Below are 14,570 nucleotides of genomic sequence, written 5' to 3' on the forward strand. Positions count from 1 at the left end.
CGGGAGACGATTCCCCCCTCAGCAACAGGTTCGGCCGGGTTTTTCAAAGAGGTTACAATTCCCGAAACTTATCGCCCGAGGGGTTCCGCCATTGCGGCCTGAACGCCACGTTCCAAATTCGATCTCGACTGTCCGGCGGAAATTGAGCGCCGCTCTCGCGTCCACACTATCTCGATGCCCTTGTTGTATCAGAGCAATCTCAAGACAAAGCAGTCATCGAAATTTATGATGCAGTAAGACTAGCTCTCGACCCCAGGGATGATCGCTTGAGCCGCGCAGGCATTGCTCGGCTTACACAGCGACGGCCGCGAAGCTGATGGCGCAAATCAACCAAAACGCAGATTTTCTGCGGACACCTTACCCGAGCTACCCATCTTGACATCGAAGCTGATCCGCGCCCCCTCCGCAAGAGCGGTGTAGCCGGCCTTCTCGACTGCTCTGATGTGCACGAATACGTCGGCTCCCCCATCATCCGGCCTAATAAAGCCGTAGCCCTTCGTCGCGTTGAACCACTTTACTATACCGGTTGCCACTATAATATCTCCATGCAAATGACCGCGATCTATCTACTGTTCGCAGAATGATCAAGACCCTCCTCGTGGGTCGCGTGCGATGTTGCCCCGCCGCTCACTATTGAGCGACATCGGTCATCGCAATGAGCTTCACAGAGCCGTTAGGCCGATCGATCGTCCCGCGTCCTCGGCTGTTTCTGGCCGCGACGCCTGCGGCTGGCGCTGCGGCGTTGCAGCGCGGGTGGAAGCACGGGAAGCTTACTTGCGAGAGGCGTCTCACGCGATCCTTCGAGCGCTCGCTCTTGAGTGGTCGGCATGGCCATCTGTTCCAGCGAACCAAGAAGGGCCCTGCCTTTTTCCGTTATGATCCACTGTCCGGATTCTCGCGCAACCAGCTTCTGTCCGAAAATATTGAGATCCGGGGCCCGCTCTGCCAATCGCTTCATACGAGCCGTCCACTCCGGACCGCTGGTGTAGAATACCGCTAGGTAATCCTTCAGGACAGCGAGACTCGCACGGCCCTCCGGTTGGCCGGCGAGAATCTTAAGTATCGAGAGCTGAAAACTCACATTCGTTAACCAAACGCAGTGGCACGATCGCCGCACACATTAGCGGCCCCTAGCGGACCCCGCGCTGGGCTTCAAAACAAGAACCTGAAAACAAATGCTAACGCACGGATCGTCCGACAAGTTTGGACGCAAGCTTATACTGTCCTTTCGGATCTGGGGAGGCCCTTCGATGCAATTCCTCGGCCGTTCCAACAGGGCTTGCGGGCTGTCAAGCATTGAACCTGCTGATCGTGGACAGCCCAGAGCATTGCGAAACGGAGCTTACGCGTCTCAAAGAGAGGCAGGCTGAAACTCGCGAGAGCGAATTGTCGATCTAAGGTCGCCACGTTGCAAGAAGATTGAAAACTACCATACGCGCGTGAATGTATCCGCGCCCTTCAACTTGCCGGGCTTGCCGTTCTTATCAACGTAGAACAGCGTCCATGACGTTGGCATTTGAGCCCCGTTAATTTTTCCAACCCACCGGGTGAACGAATTGCACTGGGCAAAAGTAACAACAAAATACAGTCCGGTTGGACCGACTGCTCCCGATGCAGGATAAGGGATACCCTGGCAAGCAAATCCTTGAGCATGGTTCGTGAAAGCCCCTTGGATTGCCCTGCCATTAGTGGACCAAACATACAGCTCTGAACCCCGTTCATTCTTCCAGTATGAGGGAGCAGGAAGCCCCTGCGCCCTGGCCTCGGCGAAAAGCAAGAAGAACTGAGCGATCAACAAAAATCCCAGAAATCTCTTCATATTGAAGCCCCAAAAGAGTTCGCTTAGAAGTCGCATCTTGGATCACTAATTTGGTGCAACTTGAGGTGACGTTCGCTGCTGTTATCCCGCATTCGGCAACGGAATGCGGCGCAAAAGCGCAAGATCATGCTGGATCGCGGCGAAGGCGGTGTCCCTCGATTGCTTCCCCGCGTCGGTTCGCCTGGGCGGCCGAGCTCCGAGCTGATGCTCGGTTATTGTGAGTGAGGCGCGCTTCCCATGAGCTCCATCGTCCGCGGACATACGCAGACCAGAGGGCATTGCCCACAGCTGTATCGGGTCGGGCAACCTGCGCCAGGCATATCCATTCCGGTGATTGCTAGTGTCCCCACAGCGGCACCTTCGTTCCGCCGTCGATTGCGGCCGCTTTCACTCAACTTCACCGAACATGGCTAAGAAATAACGAATGGCATCTTCCAGAGGTTGCCAGATCTGGGAATCACGAGCATTGCGGCGACACACAGTCGATACGTGCCGATTTAAATCGCGATCCCGAAGGGCTGCTATTGGTCCTTTCCAGGACGCTGTGATTTCCGTGTCTATGTTCGACGGGACATCGATTTATCAGGAGCGGCCGGACCCAACGACTCTTTCGCAAAGATTGGCCGAGTACCACTTACCTTATCACCAGGCGCTATCTGACATCATCCGCCGTCTCCGAAAACTGTGCGGGCGCGTCCTGCTTCTCGATCTGCACGCGTTTTTACGGACCCATCGAAGACGATGTATGAATCGGCGACTTGCGGGTGCGTCGTGTCAACCGGCCACAACAGCGATCGCCGTGATCGCGTTCGAGCGACGGGGCTTCCGGGCAGTTTCCAATGAACCGTTTGCCGGCGGCAGGAAACACTACAGCGCTTCGACCAAGGCGTTGCAGATCGAATTGCGCTTCACAACCTATATGGATTGCGGTCGTATCGATGATCCTGTCCGGCCAGAGATCGACAACGCGCGGCTCCAATTTTTGAAGCCCCGCCTTCGTGGTGCGCTCACGGAGATGGTTGATCGATGGTGCCCAATCTAGAAGAACGCTTCACCTGCAGCTGCGTGCCGACCTCCAATCGCGACATCGCACCGCGATTGCTGACATGGCGATGGCGAGATTGCCGGGGAAATTGCGGTCAGCACCCGGATCTCGCCGCAGCTCTTGACCGTTGCGAGTTATCCCGTCAACGAGAAAGGCCGATGAATGGGAATGACAGGCTGAGAATGACGGATGTGATTGATCAAGCGAACGCCTCGGAGTTGCCGCCCGTCTCGCACAAATCGCCAAGGCGCGTTTCTTGGATTCTCGCGCTCGTGGTCATCTCCGTTGGTCTGTGCGCCGGGGCAGCCTACTATTGGAGTAACATCGAGACAGTTTTCGCGACGTCATCGGCGCATGAGCCTGTCCCGATTACAGGCTTGTCACCTGAGGATAGGGAAGCTCTCCTCCAGATTCGATCAGGACAACAGAAGGCGAGCGATGAGATCGCAGAGCTCAATCGCAACATCGGTGCCCAGCAAACCGATTTGAAGCGGATGGCGGACCAGATCGAGGCGCTCACGGCGAAGATCGAATCTTTGCAGAAATTGCCCGTTCCCGCCCCTACGCCCCCTGTTCCTTCTCCGCCGGCCGCCCATTCCGCTTTGAAGCCGGCCAAGCGAGTGGTCCAACCTTCTAAACCAGAAGGGCCAATCTCAATCGGGGGCGCGCCGCTGATCCCGGAGCGAGGTACTGACCAGCGTTGATGCAGACGACGACTTTGTCGTCGACTGCTTTTCGTTGTGGCAACGCTCCCGGCCTTACGAGCCCTTGACCATGGCTCGCTTGATGGATCTCGCGCCTAAAGCCCGCGCGGAGATGAATAGCTATCCATCCATGCGTCGACCAAAATGTAGGTCAGTCGGATCACGTCGCGCAGGCGCGGCGCATTCTCTAGGCGTGACAGTGTCGGTTGGGAACAAAGATCGCGACCGCTGTCCGGCAGCCGTCCGCAGGCCAGCTTGAATGCGGGATCGGACCGCAGATGATCGAGGTCGTCGGCGTCCTCGTAGCCGCAGCAGATCGCGAACATGCGCGCGCGGAACATATCGACCAGGCTGTGCACGACCCGCGTCGGATCGCGCCGATCCGGGAACACCCGGGCAAATTGTCGGCCAAACCAAGACGCCGCTCGGCCATCGCCAGAAGCATCACCCCCCTTTCGAGGTTAGGCGCCCACCATCGAGGCAGCTGTGACTTTCTTGGCGTGAACGGCTGGAAACGAAAAGGGCAGAATCGTATCATCGTTCATGGCGGGCGTGGCGTTCAAGGTTGAGGTGATGGGGTTGGCTTCGCAACCGAATCCTACGCCGCATCAACGCTTTACACCACGCTCGCCAGCCCCTCAGGCGCACGCTTTCGAATAAGACGGGCTAGCTCGACGCTGAAGAAGATGGTCAACGGCGAGTTCGACTTGCGCCGTCTGAACGACGTCACCCAACAGCTTCTCGAGTCCAAGCAGATCGAGCAGCGGTTCGCCTCGACCAAGACCGGCGGTCGCCCCTCGCATCGGTGGTTCGCACTGTGACGGAGCGGAGTGCCTTTTTACATTACTTTCTGAATAGGATAGGCAGGCGAATGGGGCGCACGCTGCTAACGTACGCCCCCCTCGTTTAACGCTAGGACCTTCGCGGCGCCGCGTCCATTCACGAAACAGCCGTTATTTCCTGCCCAGGTCTCTCTTTATTGCGGCTGTTCTACTCCATGCGCAATCGTGCGAAGTGCTGGTCCAAGAGGGATGCCGGATCACCACCTGAAGAGGTCGTTTCGGCACTTTCGACACTTGCTTCAGAAGCGGTGTCGCTAGAAGCGGTGTCACTATCCTCGACCTTAGTAAGATACTTCGTAGGTTTGTCTACTCGCTGCCACTCGTTGCTCTCGTTCTTCGTCCACACTTCGGGATGCTGGTTAGGATCAAGCGCCCAATCATTACCACCCATGTGGACAAAACCCATTTTTTTCAGACGGGGTTCCATGCCCTCCATGCCAGGACGTGACAAGACCAAGGGATGGTCGCCGTCCAGTCGCAGTTGATGCTCCAGCAGAATATCGCCCGCGTTATCGACCAACGGATGAGTAACCCGAAGCTCAACCACGGACGTGATATCGTTGCGTCCAAACTGTTGCCAAAACTGCTCCCCCTCGATTTGAGTCGGCCCACCTGCTTTTAAAAGCCCGACGGTTTCGTCACCTAACTGATAGCTGTAGAATCGTCCTGGCTTGATTGAATATTCGGGAGTGTTGAGGTAGCTTCCAGCAACCGCTCCTGTGCGCCAAGCCTTCTCGGACACGTGATCCGAGTACTCTTCTGGGTTACCGGCGATGTGCCTGATGTCGCCGCCCAAAAATCTCCTCAGTCCGTTTTCGAAGGAATTTTGATCGATCTCTATGATCGGCGGCTTGGAAGCCAGAGAGTATGGCGTCGTTGTCACCGACGACGACGTACCGGGCTCCATGCCCGCAACTGTGTCCGCAAATCGGGGGCTCTCTCCCTCATCTCCAGATTCATCAACATGGCTGGCGCTTCCAGGCTGGCTGGACGATCCGACGATTCTACCATACATCAGATTCGCTCTCCTCTCGGCACAATTGCACGCTGGAGCTCGTGCCGCGCAAGCTCCGCGCGGAGGAGGATATACAGCTTGGCTGACCACAACCTGACGCATAGGCGGCCAATTTAGGCTCATTCCCAATCCTCAAGGGAGCAGTGCAAACAAATAAATAAAGAGTGCTCCGTGAAAAACGCGGACGAGCGATGATTTAAGCAATCTTTTGAGCCGGGACAGTTTCGGCGAAGGCACGGATGATGGCACGTCTGCGGGCCATCGCAGGAGCAGGCCGAAGTTGTAGCCGGCCGACTCGCTCTTCAAGTCGCTCCCGCAAAAACATGGCGAGCCAAAGCACCTAAGCCGTACAATATCGCGCACGGTACGCTACTGCCGACCACCATGATGACCAGGTAGATCACGCCGCACTCTTTAAGGCCAACGCCCGCAGCGCGTGGATGGACCAAGAAGAAAAGGACGGTCGCTGCCGCGCCTAGCCCGTCCTATTCGTGAGAGTGCGGCTTTTTAGTCCGATTGATGCGGCCGCACATCTTGTCTGACGAGGCGCACAGGATTGCCTTCGGCTATTCACCGCCTGACGACCCGTACTTTGCAACGCGCTTGAGGGATGGGGTGGGCGAACGGGGGCGCACGCCCCGCCGGTCAAGGACCGAGCGGCAGCAGCGCGCCTGGCAAGCCGCGGATCAGGTCGGCTTCGGGACATGCCGCGGCGAACGCAAGGCGAATGCGGCTCGTGGTCTCGACGACACGGGCAGCGATTTTCAAGAGCCGAAGACGCAGCGTCGCGAACTCGGCAGCGGCCAATTCCCGGACTTCGGGAATCGCCTCGCGCACGGTCAGCATCAGCCAATAAGCGGCCGTATGGAGCACGAGACGGACCTGGTTGGCGAGCGCCGAACGGCAGCTGGTGCGGTCGGAGGCGAGCTGCGTCTTATGCAGCTTGATCAGATTCTCGGCTTGGCCGCGCGCGCAATACAGGCTGTCGTAGATCCACTCGGCCGAACCGACATCGAGGCTGGTGACGACGAAGCGGATGTCGAGGCCGAGCATCGTCGCCTCAATACGGGCGACGGTGCGCCGTTCGCGATCCCAGGACTTTGCCTTGTGGCGCGTCTCGGTATAGCCACGCAGAACCGGCGGGCTCTCGATGGCGCGTCGCGTGCGGATGTCGCCGGCGACCTCGTCGACTTTTCTGGCGAGCGGCTTGGTGCCGGACAGACCGAAGATGTAGTCGATGCCCGTTGGTCTCGCACCACGCCATTGCCTCCGGCCGGGCATAGTGCCCGTCGCCACGGAACGTAATTCGCGTGTTGTGCCATCGCGTGCGGATGTGCCGTACCAGGCGGCGCAGATGGGCACGCACCTCGACGCCGCCCGGCGTCTTGCCGGGCCGCAGCACGACCGCCACGGGCCGGCTCTTCTCCGTGTCGTAGACGTGGATCGGCAGAAAGCAGCGCTCGTCATAATGAGCGTTGAACAGCGAGAGCTGCTGATGGCCGTGGACGACATCGCAGCTATCGTCGATGTCGAGCGTGACGGATGCCGGCTCGCGCGGGTAGCTATCCATCCATGCGTCGACCAAAGTGTAGTCAGTCGGATCACGTCGCGCAGGCGCGGAGCATTCTCCAGGCGCGACAGCGTCGGTTGGGAACACAGATCGCGACCGCTGTCCGGCAGCCGTCCGCAGGCCAGCTTGAATGCGGGATCGGACCTCAGATGATCGAGGTCGTCGGCGTCCTCGTAGCCGTAGCAGATCGCGAACATGCGCGCGCGGAACATATCGACCAGGCTGTGCACGACCCGCGTCGGATCGCGCCGATCCGGGAACACCCGGGCCAAATTGTCGGCCAAACCAAGACGCCGCTCGGCCATCGCCAGAAGCATCACCCCCCTTTCGAGGTTAGGCGCCCACCATCGAGGCAGCTGTGACTTTCTTGGCGTGAACGGCTGGAAACGAAAAGGGCGGAATCGTATCATCGGTCATGGCGGGCGTGGCGTTCGCGGTTGAAGGTGATGGGTTGGCTTCGCAACCGAATCCTACGCCGTATCAACGCTTTACACCACGCTCGCCAGCCTCTCGGGCGCCCTCTTGCGAATAAGACGGGCTAGCTCGACGCGGACGGGGCGGTCATATGTGGAATTTCAGTCGAGCCGCGGCTTGCGTTGGTATTTGCCTCGCCATGGGCGGGTGTACCAGTCTGTATTATATTCATGAACCGCAGACAGGCGTGATCACGGCCGGTGAGCTGCCGTATTTCCTCAAGTCGATCCGATGTGAGGTCGTGACTTTCTACAAGATCGAACGGGAGAGGCGGAAGGAATACCTCAAAATCTAGAAGTCACGCCCTGAAGAGGCGTTCGACAGGTACGCTCATTTCGACATTGATCCGTTCCTGTATGGCACTTTCTTCCTGGAGTTGAAGGTGACCGATACGGGCGGGCTCGGCTCCGGTACAGCGTTTGATTACAAACGGATTCTGAGCGCGACCAGTAGTGAAATCACCCATGGGGTCCCACTGCTTCGGCCCAGGATACCTATGACCTGATCTGGTCATTCCTGATGAAACAGAACGCACAACTTGCGTCCGATACGACGCCAGCGGCCGCGGGACCGGCAACGTATGAGCGCGGCTGCTATCATGGAACGCCGGCGGACCTGATCGAGCTCGAGGGGCGTGCTGAGAACAAGTACCCGGACCGAGCCGCCTATAAGCGCATCATTGTCGACGCGTCCAAGCCACTGGCAGCCTGGTTGCAGGACAACGCTATTCTCATCGCCGCTAACAATCTCACGCCGGCGATGCCTACCGAGAGCGCGGAGCCGGCGCAAATGACATACACTTTTCTCCATCCAGGCTTGGATCAAAGGATAATCCGATTTACACGGCTCCCTCGCCGGGAGGAGAGAAGTCGCAGGAATTCCCGGGAGGCGCCGGACGCCGTACGGGCGGCGGACCCCGGACAAATGGATTCATCGTGGCGCCGGTGCCTGTGTTCCCGCCGACCCCAACCCCGACGCAGTAGGACAATGGTCCGCCTCTGGTTACCCAGACTCTTGATCTCTTGGGGCGCGAATGCTCGCCTGCGCTTCCGTCGGGCGTGTCCGAAATGGAGCTGTACGGCACGGTCATTCGCGGATCGAAATGGGAGATCAAGGAAATCCCCGTCTGCTGGGAGAATCTGCAGCCGAAGGATCAAAAGTATGCCGACCTAGTTCGAAAAGCGGTTGCGGAGACCTGGCAGACTGCGGCGCAAGGCGGCGTGTGGTTTTCGAAGACCTGGCCGTTGTGTACCGACGGCGCGCCCGGTGTGCACGTGCGGGTCGCTGACGAGGGCGCTCACACCGACGTCGTCGGAAAATACCTTGACCGCAAGCCATCGGGCATAACTCTCAATTTCAGTTTCAATCATTGGAGCAAAGGCTGTCGAGATAGACGCGAGTTCTGCATTCGTGCGGTTGCGGTCCACGAATTCGGACATGCGGTTGGTTTCACGCATGAACAGAACCGCGACTGTCCGGCACTATCATGGCTATCGGCCATGGCGACCGACAACCGGTGAGGCGAGCCAGAGGGCGCCTCCTGACAAGAGCATCACCGGTGCCGAGGTCGTGATCAACGTCGGCTATCAAGGGTCTGGTGCCGGTCTACTTCGCCACGAATCGCGTGGTGATGGGCGGGCCTGGTCTCGAATTGAGCCAGATCTCCTATGCTCGTTCTGCCACCAACACCTTTGGCCACGTGACGGTCAGTATTCCGGTCGTTCACAAGATGGGCGAAGTGGAGACGCCGAAGACGAGCTGGTTTGGGCTACGCAAGGAGGCGGAAGACGACAGAAAGCATTTCCGAATCCAGAAGCTATATCGTCTTTCTCGCGAAGAGTTCGCCTCCGCTACCGCAAATCCTGCCGATGGCATGATGCTCTTTGTGCATGGCTACAACGTCGGTTTTTCCGAGTCCCCTGTCTGCCGCCTTTGCTTCATCCGTGGTTACATCCTTGCCGGTGATGGTTAGTTGTTTCCCACAACAATGCGTGTTCTGTGAGAGGGCTTCCGGTCCTAAACCTCCATTAAACCTGCATCTTTACCAGCGTCGAGTATGGTGTGCACCGCGCACTAAGAAAGTATTTCCGGCGAGAGGCCGGAAACTTCCTTGCCGGCTGCAAATCGAATTGTTTCCGCTCCTCGTGTTGTCGGTGTCCCCGCGTACCGTTCATGAGAGTGATTCAGATCAGCAACGTTCTGGAATCCCTTCACTTTTGAATCGCTCCCGGCTGTTGGCCTGCTTCTTGCTGTCCTTGGCGTCATCGACAAGTCAAAGCCGAAGACGGGACGATTCATGGGCGCGGCGACGGAAACATTCTACAGCGTGATCAGGCGGCAAGGCATCACGCGTCGGAGCTTTCACAAGTTCTGCAGCCTGACGGCGACGAGCCTCGGGCTCGGGCCGCTGGCGGCGAGCCGCATTGCCAACGCGCTCGAGACCAAGCCGCGCGTGCCGGTCATCTGGATGCACGGCCTCGAATGCACCTGCTGCTCCGAGAGCTTCATCCGCTCCGCGCACCCGCTGGTCAAGGATGCCGTGCTGTCGATGATCTCGCTCGACTACGACGACACCATCATGGCGGCCGCGGGACACCAGGCGGAGGCCATCCTCGAGGAAACCCGCGCCAAGCACAAGGGACAGTACATCCTCGCGGTCGAAGGCAATCCGCCGCTGAACGACGGTGGCATGTTCTGCATCGACGGCGGCAAGCCGTTCGTCGAGAAGCTGAAGATGATGGCCGAGGATTCGATGGCGATCATCGCTTGGGGCGCCTGCGCGTCCTGGGGCTGCGTGCAGGCGGCAAAACCCAATCCGACCCAGGCGACGCCGATCGACAAGGTCATCACCAACAAGCCAATCATCAAGGTGCCGGGATGCCCCCCGATCGCCGAAGTGATGACTGGCGTCGTCACCTTCATCACGACCTTCGGCAAGCTGCCCGGGCTCGACCGCCAGGGCCGGCCAAAAATGTTCTACTCGCAGCGCATTCACGACAAGTGCTATCGGCGGCCGCATTTCGATGCCGGCCAGTTTGTTGAGGAATGGGACGACGAGGCCGCCCGCAAGGGCTACTGCCTCTACAAGATGGGCTGCAAGGGCCCGACCACCTACAACGCCTGTTCGACGGTGCGCTGGAACGGCGGAGTGTCGTTCCCGATCCAGTCAGGTCACGGCTGCATCGGCTGCTCGGAGGACGGCTTCTGGGACAAGGGCTCGTTCTACGATCGTCTCACCAACATCAAGCAGTTCGGCATCGAGAAGAACGCCGATCAGATCGGCATGGCGGCAGCCGGCGCCGTCGGCGCCGCGGTGGCCGCGCATGCGGCTGTGACCGCGGTGAAGCGGCTCGCCAGCAAGCGCGACGACGCCGACCACAACAGCTGATTTGAAAAGACATACCAGGGCAGGAACACCATGGGTATCCAAACGCCCAACGGCTTCAATCTCGACAATTCCGGCAAACGCATTGTCGTCGATCCCGTGACCCGTATCGAGGGGCACATGCGGGTCGAGGTCAATGTCGACGCCGACAACGTCATCCGCAACGCGGTCTCCACCGGCACGATGTGGCGCGGGATCGAGGTGATCCTGAAGAACCGCGACCCGCGCGACGCGTGGGCGTTCACCGAGCGGATCTGCGGCGTCTGCACCGGCACGCACGCGTTGACGTCGGTGCGCGCGGTCGAGAACGCGCTCGGGATCACCATTCCGGAGAACGCCAACTCGATCCGCAATTTGATGCAGCTCGCCCTGCAGGTGCACGACCACGTCGTCCACTTCTATCACCTGCATGCGCTGGACTGGGTCGACGTCGTCTCCGCGCTCTCGGCCGACCCGCGCGCGACCTCGACTCTCGCGCAGTCGATCTCGAGCTGGCCGTTGTCCTCGCCCGGCTACTTCAAGGATCTGCAGACCCGGTTGAAGAAGTTCGTCGAGTCCGGTCAGTTGGGGCCGTTCAAGAACGGCTATTGGGGTAGCAAGGCCTACAAGCTACCGCCCGAGGCCAACCTCATGGCGGTGGCGCATTATCTGGAGGCTCTCGATTTCCAGAAGGAGATCGTCAAGATCCACACCATCTTCGGTGGCAAGAATCCGCATCCGAACTGGCTGGTCGGTGGCGTGCCCTGTCCGATCAATGTCGACGGGACCGGCGCGGTCGGCGCCATCAACATGGAGCGGTTCAATCTGATCTCCTCGATCATCGACCGTATCATCGAGTTCAACGAAATGGTCTATCTACCCGACGTAGCGGCGATCGGTTCGTTCTACAAGGACTGGCTCTATGGCGGCGGCATTTCGGGCCAGAGCGTGCTCGCCTATGGCGACGTGCCCGAACACGCCAACGACTATTCCACCCGGAGCCTGAAGCTACCGCGCGGCGCCATCATCAACGGCAATCTGTCGGAGGTGTTTCCCGTCGATCACGCCAACCCCGACGAGATCCAGGAGTTTGTGGTCCACTCCTGGTACAAATACCCCGACGAAACCAAGGGCCTGCATCCCTGGGACGGCATCACCGAGCCGAACTACGTGCTGGGTCCCAATGCGAAGGGCACCAAGACCGCGATCGAGCAGCTCGACGAGGGCGGCAAGTATTCGTGGATCAAGGCACCTCGCTGGAAGGGCCACGCCATGGAGGTCGGCCCGCTGGCGCGCTGGGTGGTCGGCTACGCGCAGAACAAGTCCGAGTTCAAGGATCCCGTCGACAAGTTCCTCAAGGATTTGAACCTGCCGATGTCGGCGCTGTTCTCGACGCTCGGCCGCACCGCGGCGCGCGCACTGGAATCGGTCTGGGCCGGACAGCAGATGCGTTACTTCCAGGACAAGCTCATCGCCAACATCAAGGCCGGCGACAGCTCGACTGCCAATGTTGACAAGTGGAAGCCGGAAAGCTGGCCGAAGGAAGCCAAGGGCTTTGGCTTCACCGAGGCGCCACGCGGCGCGCTCGCGCACTGGATCAAGATCAAGGACACCAAGATCGACAACTACCAGTGCGTGGTGCCCACCACATGGAACGGCTCGCCGCGCGACCCCAAGGGCAACATCGGCGCCTTCGAGGCGTCGCTGATGAACACGCCGATGGTCAATCCCGAGCAGCCGCTCGAGATCCTGCGCACGATCCATTCCTTTGATCCGTGCCTGGCTTGTTCGACACACGTCATGAGCCCGGACGGCCAGGAGCTCGCTAAGGTCAAGGTCAGGTAGGAGGCGACCATGATGGATGCAGTTGTGCCTTCTGCGGAAGCCGAGCCGAACCTCACAGCGATTGCGGCCGATGCGGCGGGCGAGCGTGCGGTGGGGCGTCCCACCGTCTATGTCTACGAAGCCCCGGTGCGCATCTGCCACTGGGTGAACGCGCTATCGATTCTGATCCTGATGGTCACCGGTTATCTAATCGGGACGCCGCTGCCTTCGGTCCAGGGCGAGGCGTCGGCCAGCTTCGTGATGGGCTATATCCGCTTTGCCCATTTCTCCGCAGGACAGGTGCTCGCGGTATTCTTCCTCGCGCGCATCCTGTGGGCCTTCGTCGGCAATCACCACTCCCGGCAGATCTTCTACATTCCAGTGCATCGCAAGCAGTTCTGGAAAGAAGTGCTGCACGAGATCCGCTGGTACGCGTTCCTTGAGCGCGAGCCGAAAATGTATGTCGGCCACAATCCGCTGGCGCAGACCGCGATGTTCACCGGCTTCACCCTGTTCGTGGCCTTCATGATCATTACCGGCTTTGCGCTCTATTCCGAAGGCGCGGGCATCGACAGCTGGCAGCACAAGCTGTTCGGCTGGGTGTTTGCGATCTGGCCGAACAGCCAGGACGTGCACACCTGGCATCATTTCGGCATGTGGGCGTTGGTGGTGTTCCTGATGGTGCACACCTACGCGGCGATCCGCGAAGACATCATGTCGCGCCAGAGCATCATCTCCTCGATGATCTCGGGCGAACGGCAATTCCGCGACTGAAACGGGAAGGCTACCGATGCCGACATCCTCGCAATACGACCGCATCCTGGTGCTCGGCATCGGCAACATCCTGTGGGCCGATGAAGGCTTTGGCGTGCGCGCGGTGGAGGAGTTCCACCGCCGCTACGTCGTGCCTGATAACGTTACGATCCTCGACGGCGGCACCCAGGGCCTCTACCTCGTGAACTATCTGGAAGAGGCCGACCGCCTGATCGTGTTCGACGCCATCGACTATGGCCTCGAACCCGGCCGGTTGAAGCTCGTACGCGACGACGAGGTGCCGCGTTTCACCGGCGCCAAGAAGATGAGCCTGCACCAGACCGGCTTCCAGGAGGTGATCAGCGCCGCCGACCTGCTCGGCCGCTGCCCGAAACATCTGGTGCTGATCGGCTGCCAGCCGCTCGATCTCGAAGACTGGGGCGGGCCGCTGACGCCGCCGGTGCGCCACCAGATCGCGCCGGCGATCGATCTCGCCTGCGAGATCCTGGCCGAGTGGGGCATCGAAGTAACGCGGCGCAGTGCGCCCTTGGCGGAGTCCGAGCGGCTGCTCGCCAACGACATCGATGACCTCCATTACGAGACGCGGCCGGCCTGACCGCGCCTCTGGAGACTGGACCATGTGCCTCGGCTTACCCATGACGATTGTCGAGACCGATGGCATGTCCGCACTGTGCGCATTTCTCGGCGAGGAGCGCCGCGTCTCCGTACTGTTGCTTTCGAACCCGCCGGTGGGCGCGAAGGTGCTGGTCTATATCGACACCGCGATCCGTCTGCTCGACGAGGATGAGGCGCGCCTGATCGCGGATGCGATCGAAGGCCTGAACGCGGCGGTCGGGGGCGAGAATTGCGATCGCTTCTTTGCCGACCTCACCGACCGAGAACCGCAGCTGCCGGCACATCTGCGGTCCGAATAGACCGGCCCGGTTCAAGTATACCGGCGGCCGGATTGGCGGTGGCGATAGGCCTGCAAGCTGTCTTTCCACTGCAAATAATAAAGACGGAAAGTATCTTATCATTAAAACGAGCGTTGCCATCGGTTCGTAAAAATATCCGATGTAATCAAATAGGTGATTCATTGCTACTGCCAGCGATATGCTGGCACATACCTTGCTGACCTCTGTTCCGAGCGAAAACATAAG

The 14,570-nt window shown here is 59.5% G+C and carries 13 protein-coding genes and 2 pseudogenes; 9 read left to right on the forward strand and 6 right to left on the reverse strand.

The window, feature by feature from the left end:
* Nucleotides 1-326: 326 nt before the first annotated feature.
* Nucleotides 327-533 carry a cold-shock protein gene (locus XI08_RS07095; RefSeq protein WP_097670001.1) on the reverse strand — a complete coding sequence of 69 codons (207 nt, stop codon included), beginning with the start codon at nt 531-533 and terminating at the stop codon, nt 327-329.
* Between the two features lie 893 nt (nt 534-1,426).
* Nucleotides 1,427-1,819: an avidin/streptavidin family protein gene (locus XI08_RS07100; RefSeq protein WP_271573894.1), complete on the reverse strand. Its 393-nt coding sequence runs from the start codon at nt 1,817-1,819 to the stop codon at nt 1,427-1,429.
* A gap of 424 nt (nt 1,820-2,243) precedes the next feature.
* Between XI08_RS07100 and XI08_RS07105 the strand changes: the two genes are divergently transcribed.
* Nucleotides 2,244-2,861 carry an N-formylglutamate amidohydrolase gene (locus XI08_RS07105; RefSeq protein WP_271573895.1) on the forward strand — a complete coding sequence of 206 codons (618 nt, stop codon included), beginning with the start codon at nt 2,244-2,246 and terminating at the stop codon, nt 2,859-2,861.
* 185 nt (nt 2,862-3,046) lie between these two features.
* On the forward strand, nt 3,047-3,568 hold the full coding sequence (locus XI08_RS07110; RefSeq protein WP_097670004.1) for a hypothetical protein: 522 nt from the start codon (nt 3,047-3,049) through the stop codon (nt 3,566-3,568).
* 116 nt (nt 3,569-3,684) lie between these two features.
* Here XI08_RS07110 and XI08_RS07115 read toward each other — a convergent pair.
* From XI08_RS07115 to XI08_RS46170, 4 genes and pseudogenes are all read right to left on the reverse strand, one after another.
* Nucleotides 3,685-4,113: pseudogene (locus XI08_RS07115) on the reverse strand (transposase); the annotation flags it as partial.
* 445 nt (nt 4,114-4,558) lie between these two features.
* On the reverse strand, nt 4,559-5,425 hold the full coding sequence (locus XI08_RS07120; RefSeq protein ID WP_271573896.1) for a host specificity protein: 867 nt from the start codon (nt 5,423-5,425) through the stop codon (nt 4,559-4,561).
* Between the two features lie 645 nt (nt 5,426-6,070).
* A complete protein-coding gene (locus XI08_RS46165; RefSeq protein ID WP_442869773.1) occupies nt 6,071-6,595 on the reverse strand; it encodes a transposase in 525 nt (174 codons plus the stop codon).
* A pseudogene (locus XI08_RS46170) lies at nt 6,486-7,405 on the reverse strand (IS1380 family transposase). The gene XI08_RS46165 and the pseudogene XI08_RS46170 overlap by 110 nt, the downstream one beginning before the upstream one ends.
* Nucleotides 7,406-8,536: 1,131 nt before the next feature.
* Between XI08_RS46170 and XI08_RS07130 the strand changes: the two are divergent.
* From XI08_RS07130 to XI08_RS07160, 7 genes are all read left to right on the forward strand, one after another.
* Nucleotides 8,537-8,989 carry a matrixin family metalloprotease gene (locus tag XI08_RS07130; protein WP_271553473.1) on the forward strand — a complete coding sequence of 151 codons (453 nt, stop codon included), beginning with the start codon at nt 8,537-8,539 and terminating at the stop codon, nt 8,987-8,989.
* Between the two features lie 77 nt (nt 8,990-9,066).
* The gene (locus XI08_RS07135; RefSeq protein WP_271573897.1) at nt 9,067-9,441 is read left to right on the forward strand and encodes a hypothetical protein; all 375 of its coding nucleotides are present in this window, start codon (nt 9,067-9,069) and stop codon (nt 9,439-9,441) included.
* A gap of 324 nt (nt 9,442-9,765) precedes the next feature.
* Entirely contained in the window at nt 9,766-10,857 is a 1,092-nt protein-coding gene (locus tag XI08_RS07140; RefSeq protein WP_271573898.1) for a hydrogenase small subunit, read from the forward strand.
* 30 nt (nt 10,858-10,887) lie between these two features.
* Nucleotides 10,888-12,678, forward strand: a complete 1,791-nt coding sequence (locus tag XI08_RS07145) for a nickel-dependent hydrogenase large subunit (protein WP_097669718.1) — start codon at nt 10,888-10,890, stop codon at nt 12,676-12,678.
* Between the two features lie 9 nt (nt 12,679-12,687).
* Entirely contained in the window at nt 12,688-13,431 is a 744-nt protein-coding gene (gene cybH, locus XI08_RS07150; RefSeq protein ID WP_271553480.1) for a Ni/Fe-hydrogenase, b-type cytochrome subunit, read from the forward strand.
* 16 nt (nt 13,432-13,447) lie between these two features.
* A complete protein-coding gene (locus tag XI08_RS07155) occupies nt 13,448-14,026 on the forward strand; it encodes a HyaD/HybD family hydrogenase maturation endopeptidase (RefSeq protein WP_271573899.1) in 579 nt (192 codons plus the stop codon).
* Between the two features lie 22 nt (nt 14,027-14,048).
* A complete protein-coding gene (locus tag XI08_RS07160) occupies nt 14,049-14,345 on the forward strand; it encodes a HypC/HybG/HupF family hydrogenase formation chaperone (protein WP_271573900.1) in 297 nt (98 codons plus the stop codon).
* Nucleotides 14,346-14,570 lie beyond the last annotated feature (225 nt).

This window comes from Bradyrhizobium sp. CCBAU 11361, from assembly GCF_028128935.1.
Classification (GTDB): Bacteria; Pseudomonadota; Alphaproteobacteria; order Rhizobiales; family Xanthobacteraceae; genus Bradyrhizobium; species Bradyrhizobium niftali.

Excerpts from the sequence above, each read along its gene's own strand:
- XI08_RS07120 (WP_271573896.1), bottom strand. The coding sequence starts at position 5,425 with ATGTATGGTAGAATCGTCGGATCGTCCAGCCAGCCTGGAAGCGCCAGC.
- XI08_RS07140 (WP_271573898.1), top strand. The coding sequence starts at position 9,766 with ATGGGCGCGGCGACGGAAACATTCTACAGCGTGATCAGGCGGCAAGGC.
- XI08_RS07100 (WP_271573894.1), bottom strand. The coding sequence starts at position 1,819 with ATGAAGAGATTTCTGGGATTTTTGTTGATCGCTCAGTTCTTCTTGCTT.
- cybH (WP_271553480.1), top strand. The coding sequence starts at position 12,688 with ATGATGGATGCAGTTGTGCCTTCTGCGGAAGCCGAGCCGAACCTCACA.
- XI08_RS07155 (WP_271573899.1), top strand. The coding sequence starts at position 13,448 with ATGCCGACATCCTCGCAATACGACCGCATCCTGGTGCTCGGCATCGGC.
- XI08_RS07145 (WP_097669718.1), top strand. The coding sequence starts at position 10,888 with ATGGGTATCCAAACGCCCAACGGCTTCAATCTCGACAATTCCGGCAAA.
- XI08_RS07110 (WP_097670004.1), top strand. The coding sequence starts at position 3,047 with ATGACGGATGTGATTGATCAAGCGAACGCCTCGGAGTTGCCGCCCGTC.
- XI08_RS07130 (WP_271553473.1), top strand. The coding sequence starts at position 8,537 with ATGGAGCTGTACGGCACGGTCATTCGCGGATCGAAATGGGAGATCAAG.
- XI08_RS07105 (WP_271573895.1), top strand. The coding sequence starts at position 2,244 with ATGGCATCTTCCAGAGGTTGCCAGATCTGGGAATCACGAGCATTGCGG.
- XI08_RS07160 (WP_271573900.1), top strand. The coding sequence starts at position 14,049 with ATGTGCCTCGGCTTACCCATGACGATTGTCGAGACCGATGGCATGTCC.